This is a genomic window from Streptomyces sp. MAR4 CNX-425 (genome assembly GCF_048656465.1).
In the GTDB taxonomy this organism is placed as follows: domain Bacteria; phylum Actinomycetota; class Actinomycetes; order Streptomycetales; family Streptomycetaceae; genus Streptomyces.
Window position 1 is genome coordinate 37,583 of sequence record NZ_JBMDLF010000011.1, and the last position, 24,948, is coordinate 62,530.

Here is a 24,948-nt window from a genome sequence, read left to right on the forward strand (position 1 = left end):
AGGGAGCCCCGCCGGCGCCGGCGGGGCTCCCTTCGCACGAGACGGGGATCACGTCACGGGCGGGGCCGGGAGAACCAGCGTCCGGAGTCGCTGCCGGCGACCATCACGATGGAGATGATGCCGAGCGTGATCCAGATGATGCCGATGGGGAGCCCCAGCACGCCGAAGAGGATGAGGAAGCTCAGCCACACGAAGGTGCAGACGCGCACGGCGCGCCGGCCCTTGCCGAACAGCGAGGCGAGGGCGATGCCCAGGGCCGCGTGCACGAGGTAGAGGCCGGCGACGGCGGCCACGGCCCCGGCGGGGACGTCGACGCCCGAGCCTTCGCTGAAGCCGTCCTCGATGGCGTCCGGGTCCGCGGCGACGCCGATGAGCAGCAGGATCGAGAGCAGGGCCTGCAGCCCGCCCGAGATGAACATCATGATGCGGGCGGCGGTCGCCTTGCCCGGGATGCTCGTCGGGTGGTCGACCGCGCCGTACGGGCCGGGGCCGCCGGGGTACGCGGGGTAGGGCTGGCCGGCGCCGGGGTACTGCGGGTAGCCGTACGGCTGTTGCGCCTGCTGCGGCGCCTGCTGGGGCGGGTATGGCGCCTGCTGCGGTGCCTGCTCGGCCGGCTTCTCTTGCTGCTGGCCCTGGGGCCCGCCGTAGGGGTTGTTCTGGTCGGGGAGGCTCACGGTGCCCTTCTTCCGCGGTTTGAGGTACTGACACACTGACCTGGCCCGAGGACGGCTGTCCAGACCGGCTGATTGGTCTGTTACCCGCCGCATCGGGGAGGATGGGGCCCATGACCGCCCAGATTCTCGACGGCAGGGCCACCGCGGCCGCGATCAAGTCCGAGCTTGCCACGCGCGTGCAGGCGCTCAAGGGCCGGGGTGTCTCACCCGGTCTGGGAACCCTCCTGGTCGGGGACGACCCGGGCAGCCAGAAGTACGTCGCGGGCAAGCACCGCGACTGCGCCGAGATCGGCATCGCCTCCCTCCAGCGCGAACTGCCCGCGACCGCCACGCAGGAGCAGGTCGAGGCGGTCGTCCGGGAGCTGAACGAGGACCCGGCCTGCACCGGCTACATCGTGCAGCTGCCGCTGCCGCGGCACATCGACGAGAACCGGGTGCTGGAGCTCATCGACCCGGCCAAGGACGCGGACGGGCTGCACCCCACCAACCTCGGCCGGCTCGTGCTGAACGAGCCCGCGCCGCTGCCCTGCACGCCCAACGGCTGCATCCGCCTGCTGCGGCAGTTCGGGGTGGAGCTGAACGGGGCGCACGTCGTGGTCGTCGGGCGCGGCGTCACCATCGGGCGGTCGCTGCCGCTGCTGCTGACCCGCAAGTCGGAGAACGCCACGGTCACCCAGTGCCACACCGGCACCCGCGACCTCGCCGCCCACCTGCGGCAGGCCGACGTCGTCGTGGCCGCGGCCGGCTCGCCGCACCTGATCAAGCCGGCGGACGTCCGTCCGGGCGCCGCCGTGCTCGACGTCGGCGTCAGCCGCGACGAGCACGGCAAGATCGTCGGCGACGTGCACCCGGGCGTCGCGGACGTCGCCGGCTGGCTGTCGCCGAACCCGGGCGGGGTCGGGCCGATGACGCGCGCGATGCTGCTGTTCAACGTCGTGGAGGCGGCCGAGGCCGCGGCGGGCGCGGCACCGGGGGCGAGCGGGGCGTCCGGTACGGGCGCGTCGGGGACGGGCACGGCCTCGCCGGCGGCGCGCTGATGGCCCGGCGCACGGCGTTCCCGACCCGCGGCACGGTACGCCCCGAGGGCGGCGGCCGGGCCGCGTCCGGCCACGCGCCGCCGCCGGTGCGGCAGTGGCCGATACTCCTGGTGCTGGCGATAGCGGCGGCCGGGTTCGTCACGGTGGCCGCGGGCCCGTTCCGCGAGGGCACGCTGGTCGTCGGCGGGTCGCTGCTCGTCGGCGGGGTGCTGCGGGGGGTGGTGCCGGAGGTGGGGATGCTGGCGGTGCGGTCCCGGTTCACCGACATCGTGACGTTCGGGGTGCTGGGGCTGGCGATCGTGCTGCTGGCGCTGGTCGCGATGCCGAACCCGTGGCTCGACCTGCCGTTCGTGGAGGACGTCGTCCACTTCTCCGTGCGCTGACCGCGCACGGCGGGCCGTCCGGGGCCGGCGGAGAGGCCGGCCGGGGGGCCGGTCCGTACCCGGGTTCTCCACGTTCGTGCTGGCAGGTGCCATGCTGGAGCGGGAGCGCGTCACGGGGACCAAGGGGGAACGAGGGAGTAGCGATGCCTCGCTGGAAGGAGCTGCCGGAAGAGCTCGACCCGCAGATACGGGAGTTCGCCGAGCACCTGCGCCGGCTGGTCGACCGCAGCGGCCTGACCGTGTCGGAGATCGCGGACCGCACCGGCTACAGCAGGTCGTCGTGGGAGCGCTACCTGGGCGGGCGGCTCATGCCGTCGCGGGAGTCGGTGGTCGCGTTCGCGGAGGTGACGGACGCGCGGGACGAGCAGCTGATGGCCGAGTGGGGCGCGGCCGACCGCGCCTGGAGCCGGGCCGAGCTGCGGAACGAGGCGGCGCTGCGGGCCCTGCGGGCGGCCGAGCCGGGGTCCGAGCAGGACGTGGACGACGACGCGGGTGCGGCGCCGGGCGGGCGGCCGGGGCGGGGGCTGCGGGGCGTCCTGGGCCGGGGCCGGAGACGCGGCGAGGACGTGTCCGGCGCGGCGGCGATACCGCCACCGGAGGAGATACCCGGGCCCGGGCCCGGGCGGCCCGGTGCGGCGCCGGAGCGGCCCGCGGGCGCCGCGTATCCCGAACGTCCCGTACGCCCCGACGCGGCCGAGCGTTCAGCGGTACGCCCCGGCCCCCCGCCGCCGCCGGAGGGGCGCGGCGAGGAGCCGCCGGGCAGACGGCGGACAGGCGCGGGCACGGGCGCGGGCACGGGCGGCGACGCCGGGACCGGGGCCGGTACGGACGGGACCGGCGAAGGCTCCGGCCGCACCGGCGCGGCCGACGCCCCTTCCCGCGACGACGAGACCGCCAAGCTCCGCGCCGTCTCCCGCCCCGCCCCCGCCCCCGCCCGGGAGCCGGAGCAGGAGCAGGATCCGGATCCGGCCCGCGATCCGGCCGCGACGTCCCGTATCCCCGTGGTCTCCACCACCGCCACCGCGGCCCCGCCCCCCGCGAAGAGCTGGCCGCTGCGCCGCGTCCTCCTCGCCGGCCTCGTCACCCTCCTCCTCACCGGCAGCTGCGCCGGAGCCGTCTACGTCGCCCACGGCCTGATCACCGACCCCGGCGTCGAGGAGCAGGACCCGCGCGGCGGCCCGCCGCCCGACACCGACACCGGCCCCGCCGGCTCGGCGCCCGGCTCGCCGTCCGGGTCCGCCTCCGGATCCGGGCCCGGATCCGGCTCCGAGCCGCTACCCGAGGGCGTGGAGTGCCGGGGCGCCGACTGCACGGGCCGGGACCCCGACGAGATGGGCTGCGGCGGCGACTTCGCCCGTACGACCAAGGAGATCTACGTCGGCGACATGCTTCTGGAGATCCGCTACAGCAAGCCCTGCCGGGCCGCGTGGGCCCGCATCACCGCCGCCGCGCCCGGCTCGACCGTCACCGCCCTCGCCGAAGCACCGGGCGAGGAGCCCGTCCGCGAGGACGCGTCCGCCGGCACCAGCGAGGGCTTCACCGCGATGGTCCCGGCCGAACGGCTGGCCGACGTGCGGGCCTGCGCCGCGCTCCCCGACGGCACCGCGGACTGCACGACGGGCACGCCACCGTGAGCGGACCCACACCGGCCGCCCACCGGCACTCCGTGCCAGTCGGATAGATTGGCCTCCGGGGGCACGGCTGCCCTTGGCCGCCCGGGCCCCGCCAGCCCGAATGTCGCGCCCCCTATCGGAGAGATCACCATGACCCGCACTCCCGACAGCCCCGTCACCGTCACCGTCACCGGCGCGGCCGGGCAGATCGGCTACGCGCTGCTCTTCCGTGTCGCCTCCGGCCAGCTCCTCGGCCCGGACGTACCGGTCAGGCTGCGGCTGCTGGAGATCACCCCCGCCCTCGGCGCCGCCGAGGGCACCGCCATGGAGCTCGACGACTGCGCGTTCCCGCTGCTGCGCGGCATCGACATCAGCGACGACCCGAACGTCGCCTTCGACGGCGCCAACGTCGCGCTGCTCGTCGGCGCCCGCCCGCGCACCAAGGGCATGGAGCGCGGCGACCTGCTGGAGGCCAACGGCGGCATCTTCAAGCCGCAGGGCAAGGCCATCAACGACCACGCCGCGGACGACGTCAAGGTCCTCGTCGTCGGCAACCCCGCCAACACCAACGCGCTCATCGCCCGCGCCGCCGCGCCGGACGTGCCCGCCGAGCGGTTCACCGCGATGACCCGCCTCGACCACAACCGCGCGCTGTCGCAGCTGGCGAAGAAGACCGGCGCCGCGGTCGGCGACATCAAGAAGCTCACGATCTGGGGCAACCACTCCGCGACCCAGTACCCGGACGTCTTCCACGCCGAGATCGCCGGGAAGAACGCCGCCGAGGTCGTGAACGACGAGAAGTGGCTCGCCGACGAGTTCATCCCCACCGTCGCCAAGCGGGGCGCGGCGATCATCGAGGCCCGCGGCGCCTCCTCGGCGGCCTCGGCCGCCAACGCCGCGGTGGACCACGTCCACTCGTGGGTCAACGGCACCCCGCAGGGCGACTGGGTGTCGATGGGCATCCCGTCGGACGGCTCGTACGGCGTGCCGGAGGGCCTCATCTCCTCGTACCCGGTGACCTGCGCGGACGGCTCGTACGAGATCGTGCAGGGGCTGGCGGTCAACGACTTCTCGCGGGCCCGCATCGACGCCTCCGTGAAGGAGCTGGCGGAGGAGCGCGAGGCGGTGCGCGCCCTCGGTCTGGTCTGAGCGCACGGGCGTCGTCCAGACGCCACCGGCCACCGCCGCGGCGGGCTCTCCCCAGGGAGGGCCCGCCGCGGCCGTGTGTGCGGGGCTTATTCGGTTGCGGCCGTACGGACTCCGTCCCTACGGTCGGGCGCATGGTCTCCGAGCCGGTCGACACACCCGAGGCGCACTAGCTGCCCCGCCCCGGCCCCGCCGTCCGCGGGGCTGCTTCGGCCTGCCCTGCTCGACCGATCATGTCTCCGGGACGTCCCCGTGCCTCAGCCCCCTTCTCTACGCGCCCGCGCGCGTACCCACGTGCGCCCGCGGGTGCACCCCGACACCGCCCTGGTTCTCCGGCCCCTGGTCGGGCGGGATCCCCCGCCCGCGTTCGCCGCACCACCGCAGCGAACGTCCACCGGAGGAAGGGAACCAGCGTGTCCAGCTCGATGTTCAGGAAGAAGTCGCGGGCCCGGGTCCGCCACCACCGCGCGCAGTGGCGCGGCCGGGTCTCCGCGCCCGCGCTGACGCCGTGCCCGAACGCGGTGTGCGGCGAGCCGAAGCCGTCGCACACCGCCTGCCCGCACTGCGGGCAGTACAAGGGGCGGCAGGTCTATCGCCCGTAGCGCGTACGGTCGCCCCTGACCGCGAAGTCGTGCAGGTCAAAAAGCGGATCCGGGGGCCCGGTTGCCGCACGGTGAGGATGTCTCGACGGCGGCTGTCCCGCGGCCCGCCGGCGCCGGCCCGGAGTTCCGGCGCCGGGTGCCGCGGGGCTGTCGGTGCCGCCGCCCTTGCCCGGAGGGACCGGTATCGGCACGATGTCGGGCGGCGCCGTGGCCCAGGGGCCGCGGGCGCGGGCGCGGGCCGTCGACTCCTCGGTACGGTTCGGTGTGCCGGCGGACGCGGAGGCGCCGGTGACGAGTCTCCGTGCGCTGCGGGCCGGGTTGCCCGCGCAACCGCCCTCATCGGCACGGGCAGTGCCGCGGCGGCGGCAGCGGTGGAGTCGATCGGCCGGCTGCTCGGCTGAGAGCCGGGTGGGGGACAGGGGAGTGGAGCATGAGCGGGTCGTACTGGGACGAGGACGCGCAGCAATGGCGGCAGGGCCCCGCGGTCCCGCCGCCCCCGACCGCCCCTCCACCGCCGCCCCCGGCCCCGCCCGCCCAGCCGCCGCCGCTGCCGGACACCGGGCCAACGGCCCCGGGCCCGGAGCCCTCCGGGCCGGAGGGGTCGTCCCCGGGGGAGCCGGACGGGCCTGCGGAGGGCGGGACGCCGGGTGACCCGCCGGACGCCCCGGCCGACGCGGACGCCGAGTCCCCGGAGGGGGAGGTCCAGGACTCCGTCCCCGACGAGGCGGCGGTGTCGTCGTCGGACGGGACGGCCGAAGAGGCGGCGGAGGAGGGCGGTGAGGCTCCCGAGGAGGAGGCTCCGCAGGACGAAGTCCCCGAGGACGAAGCCCCCGAGCACGAGGTCCCCGGGCACGAGGTCCCCGGGCACGAAGCCCCCGAGCACGAGGTGCCGGAGGACGAGGCGCCGGAGGGCCAGGCACCGGCAGACAGGACGCCCGACTCCGGTTCCCCTTCCGCGGACACGCCGCCGACCGCCGCGTCGGACGACGCCCGGGCCGAAGGCCCCGACGCCATGGCGGACACCCCGGCCGACGTAGCCGCCCGGGACGCCGTCGACGAGCCCTCGGACGCCGGTCCCGACGCCGGACCGGCGTCGGGGGCGGTGCGGGAGTGGTGGGAGGACCGCGGTCCGGAGGCGTCGGCCGGGGGGCCCGCGTGGGCCGCGCCCGAGCCGCCCGCCCCCGCCGAACCCCCGGCCCCCGCCCCCGGCAGCCCGCCGGGACCCGCCCAGCTGTCCATCCCCGCCGAACTGTCCGCCGCCGCTCAGCCGCCCGCCCCCACCGAGCCGCCCGCCCCCACCGAGCCGCCCGCCCCCACCGAGCCGCCCGCCCCCACCGAGCCGCCTGCGCCTGCCGAGCCCTCTGCCCCCGCCGGGCCGCCTGCTCCCGCCGGGCCGCCCGCAGGCACCGGGTTTCCGGCGCCGCCGCTCACCGCGCCCGACTGGTCGGCAGACCCCGGGGCTTCGGCGCCGCCGCCCACCGCGTACGACCCGGGCGCGGCGCGCGGGCCCGGTGCGGGGACTCCGGCGGCCGAGTTGCCGACGCAGCACGCCACCCCGCCGCCGGCGGCCGCGTACCCGGCGGTGCACGAACCCGTACCCCCGCCGCCCGGGCCGCCCCCCGGCACCGGGGGCGGCGAGGCGCACGACCCGTACGCCGCCTACACCCCGTACCCCGGCGGCTTCGAACTCGGCACCGAGCCCGCGGACCGGTCCCCGCGCAACGGGGTCGTCGCCGCGGTGGTGGGGCTCGCCGTGGTCGTCGCGGGCGCGCTCGGCGCCGGCGGCTGGCTGCTGTTCGGCGACGACGACGGCGACGAGACGGCGAAGCCGCAGAGCAGCGTCTCGGCGGAGCCGGAGCCGTCGGCGGACGACCCCGAACCGCCGCCGTCCTCCGAGCCGCCGTCGCCGTCCGCCTCGGAGTCGGCCCTCCCGCCCGGCTACGCGCTCGCCACCGAGGACGACTACTCCCTCGCCGTGCCCGAGGACTGGCAGCGCCGCGTCGACGGCGTGTCCGTGTTCTACGAAGAGCCGGTGGGCGGCGGGGCGTTTATCCAGGTCTACGAGGTGACCGAGCAGGTCAGCCCGTTCGAGGCCGTGCAGATCATCGAGGAGACCAAGCAGGAGGCCGACGGCTACCGGCTCAACGACCTGGTGGATCTGCACACCGCGGCCGAGTACGACTACTCCTACGTCGATGAGCAGTTCGGCCCGCGTCGCGTGCTGCTGCACGACCGGGAGACGGGGGACGGAAGGATGTACGCCCTCCTCGCGTCGGGGCCGGAGTCGAGCTGGCCGTTGCAGCGGGAGGTCGTCGACGAGATGACGGCGTCGTTCTGCGTCGAGGCGGAGTGCCCGGCGCCGGATGACGGGGCCTGAGCCCGGCGGGCCGGTCCCCACCGGGCGCCCCGCAGACGCGGCGTCCTCGTCCTCAGTCTCAGCCTCGTCCTCAGCCTCCGTCCGCGCCCGCCGTCCGCAGCTCCGTCGCCAGCTGCTGTACCGCCACCAGCGTCCGATCCAGCAGCCCGCCCCCGAATGTCACCCGGCTCGCCCCCAGCGTGCCCAGCTCCTGCGGGCCCGGGCCGTCCGGTGTCGCCATGGCGTTGACCGGCAGGCCGATCTCGTCGGCCAGCAGCCGCAGGTGCCGCGGCGGCGCCATGATCGGGTACACGGCGTCCGCGCCGGCCGCCGCGTACAGGCGGCCGCGTTCGATGGCCGGCGCCGGGTCGGGCACGCCGCGTACGAAGGTGTCGATGCGGGCGTTGACGAAGAGCCGGTCGCCCGCTTCGGCGCGTACCGCGGCGAGGAAGTCGGCCTGCCGGCCCGCGTCCCCGAGGGTCTTGCCGGGGTGGACGGTGTCCTCCAGGTTGCAGCCCACCGCGCCCGTCGCCAGGAGCCGTTCGACCAGTTCGCGGGGCGGCAGGCCGTACCCCGCCTCGATGTCCGCGGTGACGGGGACGGTGACGGCGCGGGCGATGCGGGCGATGGCCGCGAACATCTCGTCGACCGGGGTGGCCTGGCCGTCTCCGTAGCCGAGGGACTTGGCGACACCGGCGCTCGGGGTGGCGAGCGCCGGGAAGCCCACGTCGGCGAAGGCGCGCGCGCTCGCGGCGTCCCACGGGCCGGGCAGGACCAGCGGGTCGGCCGGGTCCCGGCCGTGGTGCAGGGCGCGGAAGTCCGCGACCCCCTGCCCGCCCGCCGGGCCGCCGTCGTCCTCCGCCGCCGTCACTCCGGCTGCCCGGCGGCGCTCGGCTGGTAGTGCCCGGCCTCCATCCGGCTGGTGACGCACCAGCGGTTCCAGGAGTTGATCGCGATCAGCACGCTGATGAGCCGGGCCAGCTCCGGCTCCGCGAAGTGCTTCGCCGCGCGCTCGTACACCGCGTCCGGGACGAAGCCGTCCGTCAGCACCGTCACCGCCTCGGTGAGGGCCAGCGCGGCCTGCTCCTTCTCGGTGTAGAGGTGCGGCACCTCCTCCCAGGCGCACAGGAGGTGGAGGCGCTGCTCGGACTCGCCGGCGGCGCGCGCGTCCTTGGAGTGCATGTCGATGCAGTACGCGCAGTGGTTGATCTGGGAGGCGCGGAGCTTCACCAGCTCGAAGACGACGGGGTCGAGGTCCTTCTTCGCCGCCTGCTCCAGCCTGATGAGGGCGCGCTGGACGTCGGGGACGAGTGCGGCGATGTTGAGGCGCTGTGTCATGACTCCCACGCTAGATCGTCATATCCCAGATGTATGGTCCATTTCCATGGCGGATTCATGGGCCACTTCCAGGGAGCTGCGGGACTTCCAGCGCTCCCTGGACCTGCACCTCGACGTACGCGGCGGCACCCGCGGCACCGGTGCCGCGCTGATCCGGGCGCTGCGCGAGGCGGTGCGTACGGGCCGGCTGGCGCCCGGCACCCGGCTGCCGTCGTCCCGGGCGCTGGCCGCGGACCTGGGCGTGGCGCGGAACACGGTGGCCGACGCGTACGCCGAGCTGGTCGCCGAGGGCTGGCTGACCGCCCGGCAGGGCTCCGGCACCCGCGTCGCCGCCCGCGCCCGGCCGCGCCGGACGGGGGCGGCCGCCGCGCGGGTGCCGGAGCCGCCGCCGCACCCGCTGGACCGGCGGGCGACGTACAACCTGCTGCCCGGCGCCCCCGACTCCGCCCGCTTCCCGCGCGCCGCGTGGGCCGCCGCGGCGCGGCGGGCGCTGACGGCGGCGCCCTCGGCGGCCTTCGGCCACCAGGGGCCGGGCGGCCGGGTGGAGCTGCGGCGGGCGCTGGCCGGGTATCTGGCGCGGGCCCGCGGCGTGTACGCGGAGCCGGAGCGGATCGTGGTGTGCGCCGGGTTCACCAGCGGGCTGCGGCTGCTGGCGGAGGTGCTGCGGGCGGAGGGGGCGCGGCGGGTCGCGGTCGAGCCGTACGGGCTGGGGCTGCACCGCCGCCTCCTCGCCGACGCCGGGCTGCGGACGGTGCCGCTGCCGTACGACGACGGGTGCGTCGCCACCGCCGCGCTGCCCGCCACCGGGGCGCACGCCGTCCTCCTCACCCCGGCGCACCAGTTCCCCACCGGCGTCCCGCTCGCCCCGGAGCGGCGGGCGGCGGCCGTCGACTGGGCGCGGGCGGCGGGCGGGGTGGTGCTGGAGGACGACTACGACGGGGAGTTCCGCTACGACCGGCAGCCGGTGGGGGCGCTGCAGTCGCTCGACCCGGAGCACGTGGCGCACCTGGGCACGGTCAGCAAGAGCCTGTCGCCCGCGCTGCGGCTGGGCTGGATGGTGCTGCCGGGGCGGCTGCTGCGCGCGGTGCACGCGGTGCAGGCGCTGAGCCGTACGCCGCCGGGGGTGGTGGACCAGCTGACGCTGGCGGAGTTCGTCGAGTCCGGCGGCTACGACCGCCACGTACGCGCGGCCCGCCAGCGCTACCGGCGCCGCCGCGACCGCCTCGTCGCCGAGCTGGCGCGGCGGGCGCCGCGGGTGACGGTGACCGGGATCGCGGCGGGGCTGCACGCCGTCGTGCGGCTGCCGCCGGGCACCGAGGGGCGGGTGCTGGCGCGGGCGGCGCGGGAGGGGCTGGCGGTGGCCCGGCTGGGGGCGTACGAGTACGGGAAGGGCGCGTGGGAGGAGGGCGCCGACTTCACGGCGCCGGCGCCGCCGGGGGAGGTGCCGGGGCCGGAGGGGGAGGCGCTGGTGGTGGGGTACGGCACGCCGCCGGAGCACCTGTATCCGGGGGCGCTGGCGGCGCTGTGCCGGGTGCTGGAGGCGGAGACGTAAGGGGCGGGCGGTCAGGCCCGCGGCGACGCCAGCCGCACCATCGTGATGTCCGACCGCGCGCCCACCCGCACCGGCGGCCCCCACGCGCCCGCGCCGCGGGTGACGTACAGCTGCGTGTCCCCGTACCGCTCCAGCCCAGCCAGCGTCGGGTTCGCCGCCTTGGCGATGTACGTGACGGGCCACAGCTGCCCGCCGTGGGTGTGCCCGGACAGCTGGAGGTCGACGCCGTGGTCCACGGCGTCGTGGATGACGACCGGCTGGTGGGCCAGGAGCACCGAGGCGCGGGAGGGGTCGCGGTCGCCGAGGGCGCGCGCGAAGTCGGGGCCCTCGCCGACGTCCTCACCGGAGACGTCGTTGACGCCGGCGAGGTCGAAGCCGGGCAGTTCGGTACGGGCGTTTTCGAGCGGGTGCAGGCCGAGTTCGCGGAGGTGGTCGATCCATTCGGCGGCGCCGGAGGCGCCGGCGAAGTACTCGTGGTTGCCGGTCACGTAGTACGAGCCGTCGCGCGCGTTCAGCTGCCCGAGCGGCTCGGCGGCCGAACCCAGGTGGTCGACCGTCCCGTCGACGAGGTCGCCGACGATGGCGACGAGGTCGGGGCGCTGGGCGTTGATGGTGTCGACGATCCGCTGGGTGTGGCGGCGGCCGAGGACGGGGCCGAGGTGGATGTCGCTGACGACGGCGATGCGGTAGCCGTCGGCGCTCGCGGGGAGCTTGGTCAGGGGGACGGTGACGTTCTTCACCTGGGGCGCGCGGCCCAGCACGCCGTACGCCCCGTACGCCACGGTGCCGGCGGCGACGGCGGTGGCGCCGACGGCGACGGTACGGGCGACGAAGAGCCGCCGGGACACGTCGGCGGCGGCCGGCTCCGCACGGCCGCCGACGCCGGGGCCTTCCGCCACACCGGAGCCCGGCCCCGAACCGGAGCCCTGCACCCCGCCGCCCGGCCCCGCACCGGCGCCCTGCGCACCGGCGCCCTCCGCGCCGCCGCCGTCCACGTGCCCGGTGACCGGCGCCAGCCGCAGCGGCGCCCCCGTCCCCGTACCGCCGGAGCCACCGGCACCACCGCCGCCCCCGACCGGCTCGCCGTCCGCCGCCTCCGTCACCGCCACCTGCTGCGCGAGCGCCGCGACGGCCGCCTCGCGCTCCGCCTCGGCCACCGGAGCCGCCCCGGCGGCACCGCCCGTACGAACCGCACCGCCCGCCGCCGCGCCCGCCGCCTGCCGCTGTGCCCGCCGCTCCAGCACCCGCAGCAGCACCGGCCGGACCACCTCGCCCACCGCGAGCCCCAGCAGCAGATACAGCAGCAACGCCAGCCACATCAGCCCCGGCCATCCCAGCGCCCGCTGCACCGCCATCGGCGCCTCGGCCCGCTCCGAGATCATCGTCGCCACCGCCAGCAGCGGCAGCAGCACCACCGCCGACGTCCCCAGCCGCCGCGGCCAGCCGCCGCGCCGCATGGTGTCGCGGACCAGCCGCCGCCACACGTACCAGTGCGCCGCGGCGACGAGCAGCACCATCGCGATCAGGACCAGCACGAACACCGCCACCACGGCCTACCTCCCCGCCCCGGCCGTCGCGCGCGTCTCCGCGCCGTCCCCGCCCGCCGCGCCGCCGTCCCGCCGCGACGCCCGTACGCCCCGCAGCCCCAGCCACCCGATCGCCGTCCCGAACGCGAAGGACGCCACGGCCAGGGTGAGGTGCACCCAGAAGTACCCCGTGGGGTCCCCGTCCTCGAAGGCCAGCCCGCTGGAGTCCTTCCACAGATTCCGGACGAACGTGATCCAGACGAACCAGGACCACCCGCCGAAGGCGAGCAGGAACCAGGAAGCGCGGCGCGAGAGGTGCATGCGCCTAGCCTCGCACCTCCGCGCGCCGGGCAGCGTCCGGGGTTCGCGGGCCGGCCCCGCGGGGCGCGGGGTGGCCGCCCCGTACCGCTCAGCCGGCGAGCTGCTCGGCGAGCTTGACCATCTCGGGCCGGTCGGACTGCATCCGGCCGGCCAGCCCGACCTGCTCAAGCGGGTAGCCGTTCAGGAACACCATGGTGTGCTCGGTGTCGGCGTGGTCGCCGTAGGCCCCGGTCACGGCCGCGTTGATGCGCGCGACCAGGGTGCGTTTCGCCTCGATGCCCGACAGCTCGGGGACCTCCAGCGTCACCACCGGCCGGACCCGGGCGCCCAGGACGCCGTCCTGGGCGTAGCCGTCGGCGGGGGTCTCGCGCAGCCAGATCCGCACGTCGGGCACGCGGTACGCCTCGTCGGCCGCCCGCGTCACCTCCTCGACCAGCTTCTTCTTGGCGTTCTGGGACAGCCCTCGCGGGCCGTCGATGTAGATGACGGGCATGGCGTGCCTCTTTCTCTTCTCGTCGCCTGACTCTCGAAACGATAGTGCTGAAGCTTGAAAAAATAAAGTTGCTACGCTTGAGGATGTGAAATCGTACGGGCACTACTGCGCGCTGGCGCGCGGTCTCGACGCGATCGGCGACCGCTGGCTGCTGCTGATCGTCCGGGAGCTCCTCCACGGCCCCCGCCGCTACGGCGAGCTGCTCCAGGGCCTGCCGGGCGTCGCCACCAACCTGCTCTCCGTACGGCTGCGCACGATGCAGGCCAACGGGCTGGTGGCCAAGGCCGACGACCACTACCGGCTCACCGAGCGGGGCGAGGGCCTGCGCGACGTCGTGGCCGCCATCGGCCGGTGGGCGGACCCGATGATGGACCGCATGGCGCCCGGCGACGCCTTTCGCGGCCACTGGCTCGCCCACCCCGTCGCCGCGCTCTTCCCGGGCGTCGACGCCGCCCGCCCGGAGCTGACCGTCGAGGTGCGGTGCGACGACGAGCCCATGACCCTCCGCTCGGCCGCGGGCCGCGTCACCATGGAACCGGGCCGCGCCGCCGCCCCCGACCTCGTCCTCACCGGCCCCCCCGACGCGGCCGTGGGCCTCCTCGCCGGCCGCATCGACCCCGCCGAAGCCGCGTCCCGCGGCCTGGCCGTCACCGGCGACGCCCGCCTGCTGCGCCGCCTCCGCCCGTACGCGCCGGATGCGCCGGCGCAGCGGGGGTAAACCCGCTACACCTCCGGCACCTCGACGACGAAGAACAGGAAGCTGGTCTTCGTCGTCGAGGTCGTCGAAGCCCCCGGTCACGGCCGCGTTGATGCGCGCGGCCCCGGGCCGGACGGGGCAATCCGCCCGGTCGGCGGGACAGTTCGGCCCCGCGCCGGGGGCGCCGCGGAACCGGGCTTCCGTCCCCTGCCCGTACGGCACCGGTCCCCTTCCGGGGGCGGTCCTCGGCCAACTAGCGCACCTCGGTGTCCACATCGGCGGCGACTCCAGGTAGGTTCGCGACGTGTCGACATCTCATGTGACTATCCGCGGCGCCGCGCTCGCCGCCGCCGCCACCCTGCTGTCGCTCGGAGGCGTCGCGCCCGCCGCGGCCCAGGACGACAAGCCGCGGCCGCCGGACCAGATGTCGAACGTCGGGGGCACCCTGCTCGGCCAGCCCGGGACCCACGTCGACCTCGGTACCGGAGCCCCCGAGCTGCCGCGGAAGCTCACCGGCCGCTCCTGGGTCGTCGCCGACGCCGAGAGCGGCGCCGTGCTCGCCGCGCACAACGCGCACTGGAAGCTGCCCCCGGCCAGCACGCTGAAGATGCTTTTTGCCGAGACCCTGCTGCCCCGCTTCAACAAGGAGGAGAAGCACAAGGTCGCCCCCGAGGAGCTGGAGGGCATGGGCGAGGGCAGCAGCCTCGTCGGCATCAAGGAGAACCTCACCTACACCGTCCGCGAGCTGTGGCTCGGCGTCTTCCTCCGCTCCGGCAACGACGCCGTGCACGTGCTGTCCCACATGAACGGCGGCGTCGAGAAGACGGTGCAGGACATGAACGACCGCGCGCACGAGCTGGGCGCCGAGGACACGCACGTGGTCAGCCCCGACGGGTACGACGAAAAGGGGCAGACCTCCAGCGCGTACGACCTGACGCTGCTCGCCCGCGCCGGGATGCAGAACCCCGACTTCCGGTCGTACGCCTCCACCCCCCGGGCGAAGTTCCCCGGCGGGAAGGGGAAGAAGGGCAAGCGCGAGTACTTCGAGATCCAGAACACCAACCGGCTGCTCACCGGCGACGTCGACGTGGACGTGTACAAGGGCATCGCCGGCATCAAGAACGGCAACACCACCAACGCCGGCGCCACCTTCACCGGCGTCGCCGAGCGCGACGGCCGGGTGCTGCTCGTCACCGTCATGCACCCCGACGAGACCGAGTCCAACGCCGTCTACAAGGAGGCCGCCAAGCTCCTCGACTGGGGCTTCGAGGCCGCGCCCGCCGTGCAGCCGGTCGGCGAGCTGGTGCCGCCGGAGGGTATGCGCCCGGAGGACGGGACCGGGGCCGGGACCGGCGAGGGGTCCGGCAAGAACGCCGACGGGAAGAACGGTGGGAACAGCGGGTCCGCAGGGTCCGCCGGCTCCGCCGGCGCCGGCGAGCAGCCGTCCGCGTCCGACGGCACCGAGCCCGTCGCGACCCGCGAGGAGGAGGGCGGCGTCGGCACCGCGCTCGTCATCACCGTCGGCTCAGTCGCGCTGCTCGCGATCGTCGCCTACGTCATCCACCGCCGCTGGCCGCTCCCCGACCTCGTCGGGCGTGGCCGTCCAAGCGGCGCAATAGAGCAGGAGGCGGGCCATGAAGTTGATCCAGAGGACAAGCGCGACGGGGACGCCGAAGGCGCCGTAGACGCTCCGTCCGGCGACGCCGCTGAGGTATCCGCTGAGAAGAAGCTTGAGTAGCTCGATCCCCACCGCCCCCGCGAGCGCGGCCTCCAGCACCCGCCGGCGCGGCGGGTGCACGCCGGGCAGCCGGGTCAGGACGTAGACCAGGAGCAGCAGCTCCGCGATGACGGCCGCCGCGAACGCGGCCACCCCCAGCAGCACGCCGCCCGCACCGCCGTCCTCGATGCCGAGCCGGTCGAAGACGGCGTCGGCGGCGGTCGTCGCCGTGATCGAGACGGTGAGCGAGACGAGCAGCGTGCCGCCGAGCCCGAACAGGATGAGTGCGTCCTTGCCCTTGCCGAGGAACAGGTTCTCGGTGGTGTCCGACCGGTCCCACACCGCGCGCAGGGCGTCGCGGAGGGTGCTGATCCAGTTGATGCCGGTGAGGAGGAGCGCGGCCAGGGAGATCAGCCCGACCGTGCCGGCGTTGGCGAAGAGGCCGCCGAGGTCGAGCTTGTCGGAGATGCCGGGCACCTGCTCGGTGATCCACTCCTCCACGTCCTTGCGCCGGCCCTCGCTCAGCACCGCCGCGGAGATCGCGGCGGCCGAGGTGAGCAGCGGGAAGAGGGCGACGAAGCTGCTGAAGGTCACGGCGCCGGCGAGCCGGCTCCAGTGCCGGTCCTGGAGGTGCGCGAAGGCCCGGTACGGGCGGGTGCGCAGCAGCCGGGCGGCGTACGGACCCACGACGGGCACCCTGGTCAGCCACTCCACGCCCACTCCTGCCGTCGCGTCCCCCGTGCCGCCGTCACCGGGCCGGCGGCGGCTGTCGGCCGTACGACCGGCGTATGCCCCGGAAACGTCAGGTTATCGGTGGGGGGCGAGGGGAAGGTGACGCGGCACGCGCGGCGGGCGGGCTCGCCTCAGCCCGGCGACGGGGCCGGTTCGGAGCGGGTCTGCGCCGGCACCTCCAGCGCCGGGTCCCGGCCGAAGCGGAACTGCCGCTGGAGCCGCCACACGCCCTCCGCGTCCTGCTCGTACAGCGAGAACCCGTCGACCGACCACGCCGCCTCGAAGTCCGCCAGCTCCGCCGCCGCCCGGTCCATCGCGGCCTCGTCGATGTCGTGGGCGATCGTCACGTGCGGGTGGTACGGGAACTGAAGATCCCGGGCCAGCGGCCCGGAGGCGTCCCGCACCGTCTTCTGCAGCCAGGAGCAGGCCGCCGCACCCTCCACCACCTGCACGAAGACGACCGGCGTCAGCGGCCGGAAGGTGTCCGTACCGCTCAGCCGCATCGGGAACGGCACGCCGCGGGCGGCGACCTGCGCCAGGTGCCGCTCGATCCGCGGCAGCTCGCCGGCGTCGGCCGCGGTCGGCGGCAGCAGCGTGATGTGCGTGGGAATGCCGTGGGCCGCGGTGTCGCCGAAGCCGATCCGGCGCTGCTGCAGCAGGCTGCCGTACGGCTCCGGGACGGCGATGGACACACCGACCGTCACGGTCCCCACAAGCGTCTCCTTCACGGGCCCTCAGTGTTTGGCGGGCAGGAAGCCCACCTTGTCATATGCCTCTGCAAGTGTCTCCGCCGCGACCGCACGCGCCTTCTCCGCGCCCTTGGCCAGCAGCGAGTCCAGCGTCTCCGGGTCGTCCAGGTACTCCTGCGTACGGGAGCGGAACGGCGTCACCCACTCGGTCACCACCTCGGCGAGGTCGGTCTTCAGCGCACCGTAGCCCTTGCCGGCGTACTTCTGCTCCAGTTCGGCGACGGTGGCCTGGGTGAGCGTCGAGTAGATGGTGAGGAGGTTGCTGACGCCGGGCTTGCCCTCCGGGTCGTAGCGGATCTCGGTGTCCGTGTCGGTCACCGCGCTCTTGATCTTCTTGGCGGAGGACTTCGGCTCGTCGAGCAGGTTGAGCAGGCCCTTGGGCGAGGACGCGGACTTGCTCATCTTCACCGTCGGGTCCTGGAGGTCGTAGATCCGGGCGGTCTCCTTCAGGATGTACGGCGCGGGGACGGTGAACGTCCGGCCGTAGCGCGCGTTGAAGCGCTCGGCGAGGTCGCGGGTCAGCTCGATGTGCTGGCGCTGGTCCTCGCCCACGGGGACGGCGTCGGCCTGGTAGAGCAGGATGTCGGCGATCTGCAGGACGGGGTACGTGAAGAGGCCGACGGTGGTGTTGGCCGTGCCCTGCTTGGCGGCCTTGTCCTTGAACTGCGTCATGCGGGACGCCTCGCCGAAGCCCGTGAGGCAGTTCATCACCCAGCCGAGCTGCGCGTGCTCGGGCACGTGGCTCTGCACGAAGAGCGTGCAGCGGTCCGGGTCGAGACCGGCCGCGAGGAGCTGCGCGGCGGCGAGGCGCGTGCTGCTGCGCAGCTCCTTCGGGTCCTGCGGGACCGTGATCGCGTGCAGGTCCACCACCATGTAGAACGCGTCGTGCGTGTCCTGGAGGGCCACCCACTGACGGACGGCGCCGAGGTAGTTGCCGAGGTGGAACGAGCCGGCCGTGGGCTGGATGCCGGAGAGCACGCGGGGGGGACGGGTCGGAGCTGCCATGCCGCTCATTCTCTCAGGTGCGGAACGCGTTTCGGGCCCGCGGTGTAAGGAGGGTGCGGCGGCCCCGGGCGGGGGCGGCGAGGGGAGGGGCGACGATCAGCGGGGACGGTGCGGGCGGCGCGGGCGCCGCGGGCGAGGGGTGCGAGGGGGGCGCCGCGGGCGAGGCGCGGCTGGTCGCGCGCGTACGGAACGGCGAGGCCGAGGCGTACGCGGAGCTGGTGCGCGCGCACGCGGAGACCGCCCACCGGCTCGCGCTGCTGCTGGGCGCGGGCGCGGACGCGGAGGACGTGGTGCAGAACGCCTTCGTCAAGGCGTACCGGGCCCTCGGCGGCTTCCGGGACGGGGCGGCGTTCCGGCCGTGGCTGCTGCGGATCGTGGCCAATGAGACCAAGAACACAGTGCGGTCGGCGGCGCGGCGGCGGGCGGCGAACGCGCGCGCGGCGGCGGTCGCGGCAGGCACGGCGGAACCCGGCGCTCCGGGGGTGGCGGCCGGGGACCCGGAGGCGGACCCGGCGGGGCGGGTGCTGGCGGCGGAGCGCCGGGAGGAGCTGCTGACGGCGCTGCGGGCACTGCGGGAACGGCACCGGGAGGTGGTCGTGCACCGGTACCTGCTGGACCTGGACGAGGCGGAGACGGCGGCGGTGCTGGGGGTGCCGCGGGGGACGGTGAAGTCGCGGCTGAGCCGGGCGCTGCGGGAGCTGGCGCGGCTGCTGGGGGAGGGAGGCGGGTCCGGTGGGTGAGCGGGGCGAGCGGGGCGGTCGGGACGAGCGGGGTGTGAGGGGCGAGCGGGGCGGTCTGGAGGCGCTGGCGGAGGAGCTGCGGGCGCTTGGACGGTCGGGGGCCGGTGCCGGTACCGGGGCCGGTGTCGGGACTGGAGCCGATGCCGGTGCCGGTGCCGGGGCTGGCGCGGGTGCCGCGGCCGGTGCCGGTGCCGGGGTCGACGTGGAGCGGGTCGTCGCCGGGGTGGCGGAGCGCGTCGCGGGGGAGCCGGTGCCCGTCGCCGGGCGGCGGGTGCGGGTACGGCGCTGGGCGCGCGCGCGGCGGCGGGTGCTGCTCGCCGTACTGGCGGCGGTGCTGGCGGCGCTCGCGCTGGCTCCCCCCGTACGGGCCGGGGTGGCGTCGCTGTTCGACTTCGGTGGGGTGGCGGTACGGGTCACGCCGTCGGCGACGCCGGCCACCCCCGGCGCCGGCCCCGGAGGCGGAGGCGGCTGCGGCGCGCTGAGCCCCGACGCGGCCGCCCGCCGCGCCGGTTTCCGGCCGCCGGTGCCGCGCGAGCTGGGCACGCCGGACGCGGCGGGCGTGTCGGCGGACGGCCGGATGGTGTCGCTGTGCTGGGGGGACGGGCGCGTACGGCTGGACGCGTTCCGGGGAACCCTCGACCCCCTCGTCGGCAAGACGTCCCCCGTACCGCCGGAGTGGGAGCAGGTCGCCACCGGCACCGCCCTGTGGTTCCCCGAGCCGCACCGCCTGGAGCTGCTCCTCCACGAGCCGGGGGGCGGCGCCCCGTACCGGCGCACCGTCCGCACCGCCGGCCCCACCCTCCTGTGGCAGGGCCCCGGCGACCTGACCCTCCGGCTCGAAGGCGTCCCCGGCAAGCCGCGGGCGCTGCGCATCGCGGACTCCGCCGCCCCGCGCGGAACCTGAGGCCGGGCGGCGGTGTACGGAGGGCGGAGCCCGGCTCGTACGGAGAGCGGGGCCGGCTCGTACGACCGGATCGGAGCGACGACATGCGCAGACCCACCCGCCGGCGCACCCCCGTGACCGCCGCCTCGGCCCTCGCCGCGGCCGTGGGCCTCGGCCTCGGCCTCGCCGGACCGGCCGCCGCGGGCGGCCCGACGAGCGCGCTGCTCGTCAACGGCGGCAGCGGCGACGCCGCCGCGCTGTACGCCACGGACCCCGGCTACAAGGCGCTCGACAAGGCCATCGGCGACACCGGCGAACGACTCGACCCGCTGCGCACCGACGCGGAACTCGGCGGCATGGACGGCCGGCGGATCACCGTGACGTGGCTCCAGCACGACGTGCACGTGTGGCGCGTCGACACCCTGTACCCGGACGCGCGCGGGGGAGCGGTGGTGAGCAGGGCGGCGGGCGCGGACGCGACGGCGGCGACGGAGACGTGGCGCCGGGTGGCGCACCCGGAGCGGCTGGGGTCGCTGCTGGACCGCCTGGGGGTGGCGGAGGAGCCGGAGGAGCAGCGCGGGTGGTACGTGCCGCGGCAGTTCGGCGCGGAGGGGGTCCCGCCGGGGGGCGGGGGTTCGCCGGAGGAGGAAGACGGGGGAGACGGCGCTGCGGGGGGCGCCGGGGGCGCCGGGGGGACGGCTGCGGGACCGCCCGCCGAGGCGGCCGAGGCCGAGGCCGCGGCGGCGCCGGACGGCGATGCGGCCACCGCCGGCCGCGCGGCCGCCACCCCGGACCCGGGCCCCGGCACGAACTGGTGGTGGACCCTCCCGGGCCTGGCGACCGGCGCGCTCCTGACCGCGGCCGTCCCCCGCCTGCGCGGCCGCCGGACGGCCGCGGGGCCCCGCGGCGTCCTGCTGGACCAGACCGACAGGCCCGACCGGGAAGGCTGACGAGGCCGGGCCTCGGCACGTACGCGCCCGCCGTTGTCAGAGGGGGCGCATACCCTGGGGCGGGAGTGCGGGGAGACCGCCCGGCCGGGGGGTGCGCAGGCAACCGGGTAAGGCCCGGTCCGCCGCAAGGCGCCCCCGGTACGCCGACCGCCCCCGCTGTGGCAACTCGCGGACCGCCGCCCTGCCGCCCCCAGCGCTCCGCCGGGACGACCCGCCGACCGCCGCACCAGGTGACCCACCGCCCCAGCCGTGGCAACCCGCCGACCGTCGCCCTGCCGCCAGGCGCCCCGCCGCCCCGCCCGGGCGACCCGCCGACCGGCAGGCCCGCCGCCAGGCGCCCCGCAGGCCCGCCGCCAGGCGCGCGCCCCGCGGGTCCGAGGGGTGCCCACCGACGCCGTCAGGCGACCCGTCAGGCGACCGGCAGTCCGGGGGCCGGGTAGGCGGCCATCAGCTCCGCCACCTCGCCGCGGATCCCCTTCAGCACCACGTCCTCTTCCTCCCCGCCCGCCTTCGCCGCCGCGACCCCGCGGTCGATCCACTCCGCGACCTGAGCCATCTCCCCCGTGCCCAGCCCCCGCGACGTCAGCGACGGCGTCCCGAGCCGGATGCCCGACGGGTCGAACGGCTTGCGCGGGTCGTACGGCACGGTGTTGTAGTTCACCACCAGCCCCGCCCGGTCCAGCGCCTTCGCGGCCACCTTCCCCGGCACCTCCTTGCCCGTGAGGTCGACGAGGATCAGGTGGTTGTCCGTACCGCCCGAGACCAGCTCGAAGCCCCGCTCCGCCAGCTGCGCGGCCAGCGCCTTCGCGTTGGCGACCACGGCGGCCGCGTAGTCCCGGAACCCCGGCTGCGCCGCCTCGTGCAGCGCCACCGCGATGGCCGCCGTCGTGTGGTTGTGCGGCCCGCCCTGCAACCCGGGGAAGACCGCGCGGTCGATCGCGCGCGCGTGCTCCGCGCGCGTCAGGATCATCGCCCCGCGCGGACCGCGCAGCGTCTTGTGCGTGGTCGTCGTGATCACGTCCGCGTGCGGTACGGGCGAGGGGTGCGCGCCGCCGGCGATGAGCCCGGCGATGTGCGCCACGTCCGCGACCAGCACGGCGCCGACCTCGCGCGCGATCTCGCCGAAGGCGGCGAAGTCGATGGTGCGCGGGATGGCGGTGCCGCCGCACAGGATGATCTTCGGGCGCTCGGCGCGCGCCAGGTCCCGTACCTCGTCGAAGTCGACGCGGCCGTCCTCGCGCCGCACCTTGTACTGCACGCCGCGGAACCACTTGCCGGTCGCGGACACGCTCCACCCGTGGGTGAGGTGGCCGCCGTGCGGCAGGGACATGCCCATGACGGTGTCGCCGGGCTCGGCGAAGGCCAGGTAGGCGGCGAGGTTGGCGGGGGAGCCGGAGTACGGCTGCACGTTGGCGTGGTCGGAGCCGAAGAGGGCGTTGGCGCGGGCCGCGGCGAGGGTCTCGATCGGGTCGATGTTCTGCTGGCCCTCGTAGTAGCGCTTGCCGGGGTAGCCCTCGCTGTACTTGTTGGTCAGTACGGTGCCGGTGGCCTCCAGCACGGCGGCGGAGACGTAGTTCTCGCTGGGGATGAGGCGCAGCGTGTCCGTCTGCAACTGCTCCTCGGCGGCGACGAGGGCGGCCAGCTCGGGATCGGTCTGCGCGAGGGCGGGGTGGGCGGGAGTCATGGCATGTCCCTCCGGGTCGAGTCTGCGTCGGACCCGGGGCGCCCAGGCGGGCGGCGCCACTCGGCTGCTGCTCCGCACGGCTTCCCCGTGGTCCGTTCCACGTTCGCCAGTCGCCGCACGCGGTTCCACCCTAGCGGCTGGCCCCGTCCGAAGGGAGCGCGCCGACGCCGCCTCTCTCCGCGACGCCCGCCGCCGGACCCGCCCGTCCGTCCTCGGGCACCTCCTGGCAGCAGGTGCGCCCATGGCCGCCGCCTGCCGGGACATCTCCACGTGCGCCGACGCCCGGCGCGCGAAGGAGTTCGACGGCCTGGACGAAAGCTCTACGCCGATCTGAACAAGGGCGCCAAGGGACGGACCCCCTCTAGCGGGCACGCCCGGCGGTGATGGATCCTTCGTGCGGCATCCGAGCGAAGATAGAAACAGGGGCACCACCCCCGCCCCACCGGCACCGCCCTTCACGGCGCAACGGAACGGAGACCCCGTGACGCGTACTGACGCAGCCATCGCCGCAGCCGACGCCCACAGCGCGCACAACTACCACCCCCTCCCCGTGGTCGTCGCCACCGCCGAAGGCGCGTGGATGACCGACGTCGAGGGCAACCGCTACCTGGACATGCTCGCCGGCTACTCGGCCCTCAACTTCGGCCACGGCAACCCCCGCCTCCTCGACGCCGCCCGCGCCCAGCTGGACCGGGTGACGCTCACCTCGCGCGCCTTCCACCACGACCGCTTCGCGGAGTTCTGCACGCGGCTCGCCGAGCTGTGCGGCAAGGACATGGTGCTGCCCATGAACACGGGCGCGGAGGCCGTCGAGACCGCGGTGAAGACCGCCCGGAAGTGGGGCTACCGGGTCAAGGGCGTGCCCGAGGGCCGCGCGAAGATCGTCGTGGCGGAGAACAACTTCCACGGCCGTACGACCACCATCGTCTCCTTCTCCACCGACCCCGAGGCCCGCGCCGACTACGGTCCGTACACCCCCGGCTTCGAGATCGTCCCGTACGGCGACCTGGCCGCCCTCACCGCCGCCGTCGACGACGACACCGTCGCCGTGCTGCTGGAGCCGATCCAGGGCGAGGCGGGCGTGCTGGTGCCGCCCCCGGGCTACCTGGCGGGCGTACGGGAGCTGACGGCGGCCCGCAACGTCCTCTTCATGGCCGACGAGATCCAGTCCGGCCTGGGCCGCACGGGCCGTACGTTCGCCTGCGAGCACGAGGACGTCGTGCCCGACGTCTACGTCCTCGGCAAGGCCCTCGGCGGCGGCGTGGTGCCGCTCTCGGCGGTCGTCGCGAGCCGCGAGATCCTCGGCGTCTTCCACCCCGGCGAACACGGCTCCACCTTCGGCGGCAACCCCCTGGCGTGCGCCGTGGGCCTGGAGGTCATCGAGATGCTCCGCACCGGCGAGTACCAGCAGCGCGCCACGGAACTCGGCGAGCACCTGCACCACGAGCTGGGCCTGCTGACCGGCACGGGCGCGGTCCGCGAGGTACGCGGCCGGGGCCTGTGGGCGGGCGTGGACATCGACCCGGCGCACGGCACGGGGCGGGAGATCTCGGAGAAGCTGATGGCGCGGGGCGTGCTGGTGAAGGACACCCACGGCTCGACGATCCGGATCGCCCCGCCGCTGGTGATCACGAAGGAAGACCTGGACTGGGGCCTGGACCAGCTCCGCGCGGTCCTGTCCGCCTGATCACGCGGGGTACCGCGGGCGGGGTGCCGCGGGCCGCGGGACCCCGCCCGAGCGAGTGCAGCCCGCAGCCCGAACCGGCTCCGGGGCAGCGCCCCGGCTGCGGCCGCGCCCGGGAACGGTCTGCGGCCTCCGGGGGCGTCCGTGCCCCGGGGGGCGGTCTGTGGCCCCGGGCGTGGTGCGCGGCCACCACGCCCCGCCTCCGTCTCCCGGCCGCCGGGGTCGCCTCCCGCCCGGGGGTGCGGCCGGTACCGGCCGAGTCGGCTCGGCCGGCGATGCCGCGGCCCGACTGGGCGCCGCGGGGCGGTAGCGGGTACGGGGGCGCGGCGGCGGGGTGGTGCCAGCGACCGGACCGTTCTCGGCCGACGGGGGGTCTGCGTCGGGGGCGGCCGGGGACGGTGAGTGGAGCGGTGTCGGGTGGTGGGGGCGATGTCGGGGTGGGCGGCCGTGCGTGGCGGGAGCGCGGCGACGGGGTGTGGAGCATTTGTCCCCCCGGGGCCCGCAGCCCGGCTCTCCAGGAGTGCCGGACTCCGGGCGTGGCCGGCGATAGGACGGAGCAGACGGCGATGCGCCCTCGATCCCGCCCGCACCGAGGTCCGCCTCGTGCACGTCGGCGGGCGAAACTCGACGCCCGTGGGTGATTTAACCGGATTCGGCAAGGGGGTTACCGCAGGTTACGATCCGTTTCGCTCCACCGGTAGCGGCGCGTTCGCTCCGGGGGCGGCGAGCCGCGCGTGGCCGCGGTGCCGCGGGGCGGCGGCGCCCCTGAGGCGCCCCGGCGGTGCGGGCGGGATGCGAGAGCCCATCGCTGCCTGCTCCGTGCCTATCGCCGGCCACGCCCGGAGTCCGGCACTCCTGGAGAGCCGGGCTGCCGGTCCAGGGGGACAAATGCTCCAAACCCCGTCGCCGCGCCCGCACACGCACGACCGCCCACCCCGACACCGCCCCGACCACCCCGGCCCGGGACCACCCCTCACCCCGGCCGCTCCCGACGCAGACCCCCCGTCGACCGAGAACCGGTCGGCAGGCACCACCCTGCCGCCGCACCCCTGCCCCCGCCGACTCC

At 75.8% G+C, this 24,948-nt stretch carries 22 protein-coding genes, 1 pseudogene and 1 riboswitch; of the genes and pseudogenes, 13 read left to right on the plus strand and 10 right to left on the minus strand.

The window, feature by feature from the left end; translation table 11 throughout:
• Window positions 1–53: 53 nt before the first annotated feature.
• On the minus strand, window positions 54–674 hold the full coding sequence (locus ACHZ99_RS26870) for a hypothetical protein (RefSeq protein WP_420307346.1): 621 nt from the start codon (window positions 672–674) through the stop codon (window positions 54–56).
• Between the two features lie 110 nt (window positions 675–784).
• Here ACHZ99_RS26870 and ACHZ99_RS26875 point away from each other — a divergent pair, with 110 nt between their 5' ends.
• From ACHZ99_RS26875 to ACHZ99_RS26900, 6 genes are all read left to right on the plus strand, one after another.
• Window positions 785–1,711 (plus strand): bifunctional methylenetetrahydrofolate dehydrogenase/methenyltetrahydrofolate cyclohydrolase, encoded by a 927-nt coding sequence (locus ACHZ99_RS26875; protein ID WP_420307347.1) that lies wholly within the window; start codon window positions 785–787, stop codon window positions 1,709–1,711.
• Window positions 1,711–2,094 carry a DUF3017 domain-containing protein gene (locus ACHZ99_RS26880; RefSeq protein WP_420307348.1) on the plus strand — a complete coding sequence of 128 codons (384 nt, stop codon included), beginning with the start codon at window positions 1,711–1,713 and terminating at the stop codon, window positions 2,092–2,094. Before ACHZ99_RS26875 ends, ACHZ99_RS26880 begins: the two co-directional genes overlap by 1 nt.
• Window positions 2,095–2,237: 143 nt before the next feature.
• A complete protein-coding gene (locus tag ACHZ99_RS26885) occupies window positions 2,238–3,728 on the plus strand; it encodes a helix-turn-helix domain-containing protein (RefSeq protein WP_420307349.1) in 1,491 nt (496 codons plus the stop codon).
• Window positions 3,729–3,857: 129 nt separating this feature from the next.
• Window positions 3,858–4,856 carry a malate dehydrogenase gene (locus ACHZ99_RS26890; protein WP_420307350.1) on the plus strand — a complete coding sequence of 333 codons (999 nt, stop codon included), beginning with the start codon at window positions 3,858–3,860 and terminating at the stop codon, window positions 4,854–4,856.
• Window positions 4,857–5,266: 410 nt separating this feature from the next.
• The gene (gene rpmF / locus ACHZ99_RS26895; protein WP_420307351.1) at window positions 5,267–5,455 is read left to right on the plus strand and encodes a 50S ribosomal protein L32; all 189 of its coding nucleotides are present in this window, start codon (window positions 5,267–5,269) and stop codon (window positions 5,453–5,455) included.
• A 430-nt stretch (window positions 5,456–5,885) separates the two neighbouring features.
• Window positions 5,886–7,832, plus strand: a complete 1,947-nt coding sequence (locus ACHZ99_RS26900; protein WP_420307352.1) for a hypothetical protein — start codon at window positions 5,886–5,888, stop codon at window positions 7,830–7,832.
• A 70-nt stretch (window positions 7,833–7,902) separates the two neighbouring features.
• On the opposite strand, the gene ACHZ99_RS26905 is transcribed toward ACHZ99_RS26900, so the two are convergent.
• Both ACHZ99_RS26905 and ACHZ99_RS26910 read right to left on the minus strand, forming a co-directional pair.
• Window positions 7,903–8,682: an isocitrate lyase/PEP mutase family protein gene (locus ACHZ99_RS26905; protein ID WP_420307353.1), complete on the minus strand. Its 780-nt coding sequence runs from the start codon at window positions 8,680–8,682 to the stop codon at window positions 7,903–7,905.
• Window positions 8,679–9,149, minus strand: a complete 471-nt coding sequence (locus ACHZ99_RS26910) for a carboxymuconolactone decarboxylase family protein (protein ID WP_420307354.1) — start codon at window positions 9,147–9,149, stop codon at window positions 8,679–8,681. Before ACHZ99_RS26910 ends, ACHZ99_RS26905 begins: the two co-directional genes overlap by 4 nt.
• Window positions 9,150–9,195: 46 nt before the next feature.
• Here ACHZ99_RS26910 and ACHZ99_RS26915 point away from each other — a divergent pair, with 46 nt between their 5' ends.
• Entirely contained in the window at window positions 9,196–10,701 is a 1,506-nt protein-coding gene (locus ACHZ99_RS26915; RefSeq protein ID WP_420307355.1) for a PLP-dependent aminotransferase family protein, read from the plus strand.
• Between the two features lie 11 nt (window positions 10,702–10,712).
• Here the strand turns inward: ACHZ99_RS26915 and ACHZ99_RS26920 are convergent, their stop codons facing one another.
• The 3 genes from ACHZ99_RS26920 to ACHZ99_RS26930 form a co-directional block, all read right to left on the minus strand.
• Window positions 10,713–12,218: a metallophosphoesterase gene (locus ACHZ99_RS26920; protein ID WP_420307545.1), complete on the minus strand. Its 1,506-nt coding sequence runs from the start codon at window positions 12,216–12,218 to the stop codon at window positions 10,713–10,715.
• Window positions 12,219–12,254: 36 nt separating this feature from the next.
• Complete coding sequence (locus tag ACHZ99_RS26925) at window positions 12,255–12,548, minus strand: SCO4848 family membrane protein (protein ID WP_420307356.1); 294 nt, start codon at window positions 12,546–12,548, stop codon at window positions 12,255–12,257.
• 88 nt (window positions 12,549–12,636) lie between these two features.
• The gene (locus ACHZ99_RS26930; RefSeq protein ID WP_420307357.1) at window positions 12,637–13,041 is read right to left on the minus strand and encodes a tautomerase family protein; all 405 of its coding nucleotides are present in this window, start codon (window positions 13,039–13,041) and stop codon (window positions 12,637–12,639) included.
• A gap of 85 nt (window positions 13,042–13,126) precedes the next feature.
• On the opposite strand from ACHZ99_RS26930, the gene ACHZ99_RS26935 reads away from it, so the two are divergent.
• Window positions 13,127–13,759 (plus strand): winged helix-turn-helix transcriptional regulator, encoded by a 633-nt coding sequence (locus ACHZ99_RS26935; protein ID WP_420307358.1) that lies wholly within the window; start codon window positions 13,127–13,129, stop codon window positions 13,757–13,759.
• Window positions 13,760–14,057: 298 nt separating this feature from the next.
• Window positions 14,058–15,476 carry a D-alanyl-D-alanine carboxypeptidase family protein gene (locus ACHZ99_RS26940; RefSeq protein ID WP_420307546.1) on the plus strand — a complete coding sequence of 473 codons (1,419 nt, stop codon included), beginning with the start codon at window positions 14,058–14,060 and terminating at the stop codon, window positions 15,474–15,476.
• On the opposite strand, the pseudogene ACHZ99_RS26945 reads toward ACHZ99_RS26940, so the two are convergent.
• The 3 genes and pseudogenes from ACHZ99_RS26945 to trpS all read right to left on the minus strand — a co-directional run.
• Window positions 15,393–16,175: pseudogene (locus ACHZ99_RS26945) on the minus strand (YihY/virulence factor BrkB family protein); the annotation flags it as partial. The gene ACHZ99_RS26940 and the pseudogene ACHZ99_RS26945 overlap by 84 nt on opposite strands.
• A 143-nt stretch (window positions 16,176–16,318) precedes the next feature.
• Complete coding sequence (locus ACHZ99_RS26950; RefSeq protein WP_420307548.1) at window positions 16,319–16,900, minus strand: 2'-5' RNA ligase family protein; 582 nt, start codon at window positions 16,898–16,900, stop codon at window positions 16,319–16,321.
• A 21-nt stretch (window positions 16,901–16,921) separates the two neighbouring features.
• On the minus strand, window positions 16,922–17,941 hold the full coding sequence (trpS, locus tag ACHZ99_RS26955) for a tryptophan--tRNA ligase (protein WP_420307359.1): 1,020 nt from the start codon (window positions 17,939–17,941) through the stop codon (window positions 16,922–16,924).
• Window positions 17,942–18,111: 170 nt separating this feature from the next.
• Between trpS and ACHZ99_RS26960 the strand changes: the two genes are divergently transcribed.
• The 3 genes from ACHZ99_RS26960 to ACHZ99_RS26970 all read left to right on the plus strand — a co-directional run bounded on the left by ACHZ99_RS26960 (window position 18,112) and on the right by ACHZ99_RS26970 (window position 20,514).
• Complete coding sequence (locus tag ACHZ99_RS26960; RefSeq protein ID WP_420307549.1) at window positions 18,112–18,681, plus strand: RNA polymerase sigma factor; 570 nt, start codon at window positions 18,112–18,114, stop codon at window positions 18,679–18,681.
• 202 nt (window positions 18,682–18,883) lie between these two features.
• Window positions 18,884–19,585 (plus strand): hypothetical protein, encoded by a 702-nt coding sequence (locus ACHZ99_RS26965; RefSeq protein ID WP_420307360.1) that lies wholly within the window; start codon window positions 18,884–18,886, stop codon window positions 19,583–19,585.
• Window positions 19,586–19,668: 83 nt separating this feature from the next.
• Window positions 19,669–20,514, plus strand: coding sequence for a hypothetical protein (locus tag ACHZ99_RS26970; RefSeq protein WP_420307361.1), 846 nt, complete (start codon window positions 19,669–19,671; stop codon window positions 20,512–20,514).
• Window positions 20,515–20,923: 409 nt separating this feature from the next.
• Here ACHZ99_RS26970 and glyA read toward each other — a convergent pair whose 3' ends face one another.
• Window positions 20,924–22,198: a serine hydroxymethyltransferase gene (gene glyA / locus ACHZ99_RS26975; RefSeq protein WP_420307362.1), complete on the minus strand. Its 1,275-nt coding sequence runs from the start codon at window positions 22,196–22,198 to the stop codon at window positions 20,924–20,926.
• 33 nt (window positions 22,199–22,231) lie between these two features.
• A riboswitch (ZMP/ZTP riboswitch) is annotated at window positions 22,232–22,322 on the minus strand.
• Window positions 22,323–22,679: 357 nt separating this feature from the next.
• Between glyA and rocD the strand changes: the two genes are divergently transcribed.
• Window positions 22,680–23,885, plus strand: coding sequence for an ornithine--oxo-acid transaminase (rocD, locus tag ACHZ99_RS26980; protein WP_420307363.1), 1,206 nt, complete (start codon window positions 22,680–22,682; stop codon window positions 23,883–23,885).
• Window positions 23,886–24,948 lie beyond the last annotated feature (1,063 nt).

Coding starts and splice junctions, on each gene's coding strand:
- ACHZ99_RS26890 (WP_420307350.1), top strand. CDS start 3,858: ATGACCCGCACTCCCGACAGCCCCGTCACCGTCACCGTCACCGGCGCG.
- trpS (WP_420307359.1), bottom strand. CDS start 17,941: ATGGCAGCTCCGACCCGTCCCCCCCGCGTGCTCTCCGGCATCCAGCCC.
- glyA (WP_420307362.1), bottom strand. CDS start 22,198: ATGACTCCCGCCCACCCCGCCCTCGCGCAGACCGATCCCGAGCTGGCC.
- ACHZ99_RS26875 (WP_420307347.1), top strand. CDS start 785: ATGACCGCCCAGATTCTCGACGGCAGGGCCACCGCGGCCGCGATCAAG.
- ACHZ99_RS26920 (WP_420307545.1), bottom strand. CDS start 12,218: ATGGTGCTGCTCGTCGCCGCGGCGCACTGGTACGTGTGGCGGCGGCTG.
- ACHZ99_RS26900 (WP_420307352.1), top strand. CDS start 5,886: ATGAGCGGGTCGTACTGGGACGAGGACGCGCAGCAATGGCGGCAGGGC.
- ACHZ99_RS26910 (WP_420307354.1), bottom strand. CDS start 9,149: ATGACACAGCGCCTCAACATCGCCGCACTCGTCCCCGACGTCCAGCGC.
- ACHZ99_RS26970 (WP_420307361.1), top strand. CDS start 19,669: ATGCGCAGACCCACCCGCCGGCGCACCCCCGTGACCGCCGCCTCGGCC.
- ACHZ99_RS26880 (WP_420307348.1), top strand. CDS start 1,711: ATGGCCCGGCGCACGGCGTTCCCGACCCGCGGCACGGTACGCCCCGAG.
- ACHZ99_RS26925 (WP_420307356.1), bottom strand. CDS start 12,548: ATGCACCTCTCGCGCCGCGCTTCCTGGTTCCTGCTCGCCTTCGGCGGG.
- ACHZ99_RS26915 (WP_420307355.1), top strand. CDS start 9,196: ATGGCGGATTCATGGGCCACTTCCAGGGAGCTGCGGGACTTCCAGCGC.
- ACHZ99_RS26885 (WP_420307349.1), top strand. CDS start 2,238: ATGCCTCGCTGGAAGGAGCTGCCGGAAGAGCTCGACCCGCAGATACGG.
- ACHZ99_RS26930 (WP_420307357.1), bottom strand. CDS start 13,041: ATGCCCGTCATCTACATCGACGGCCCGCGAGGGCTGTCCCAGAACGCC.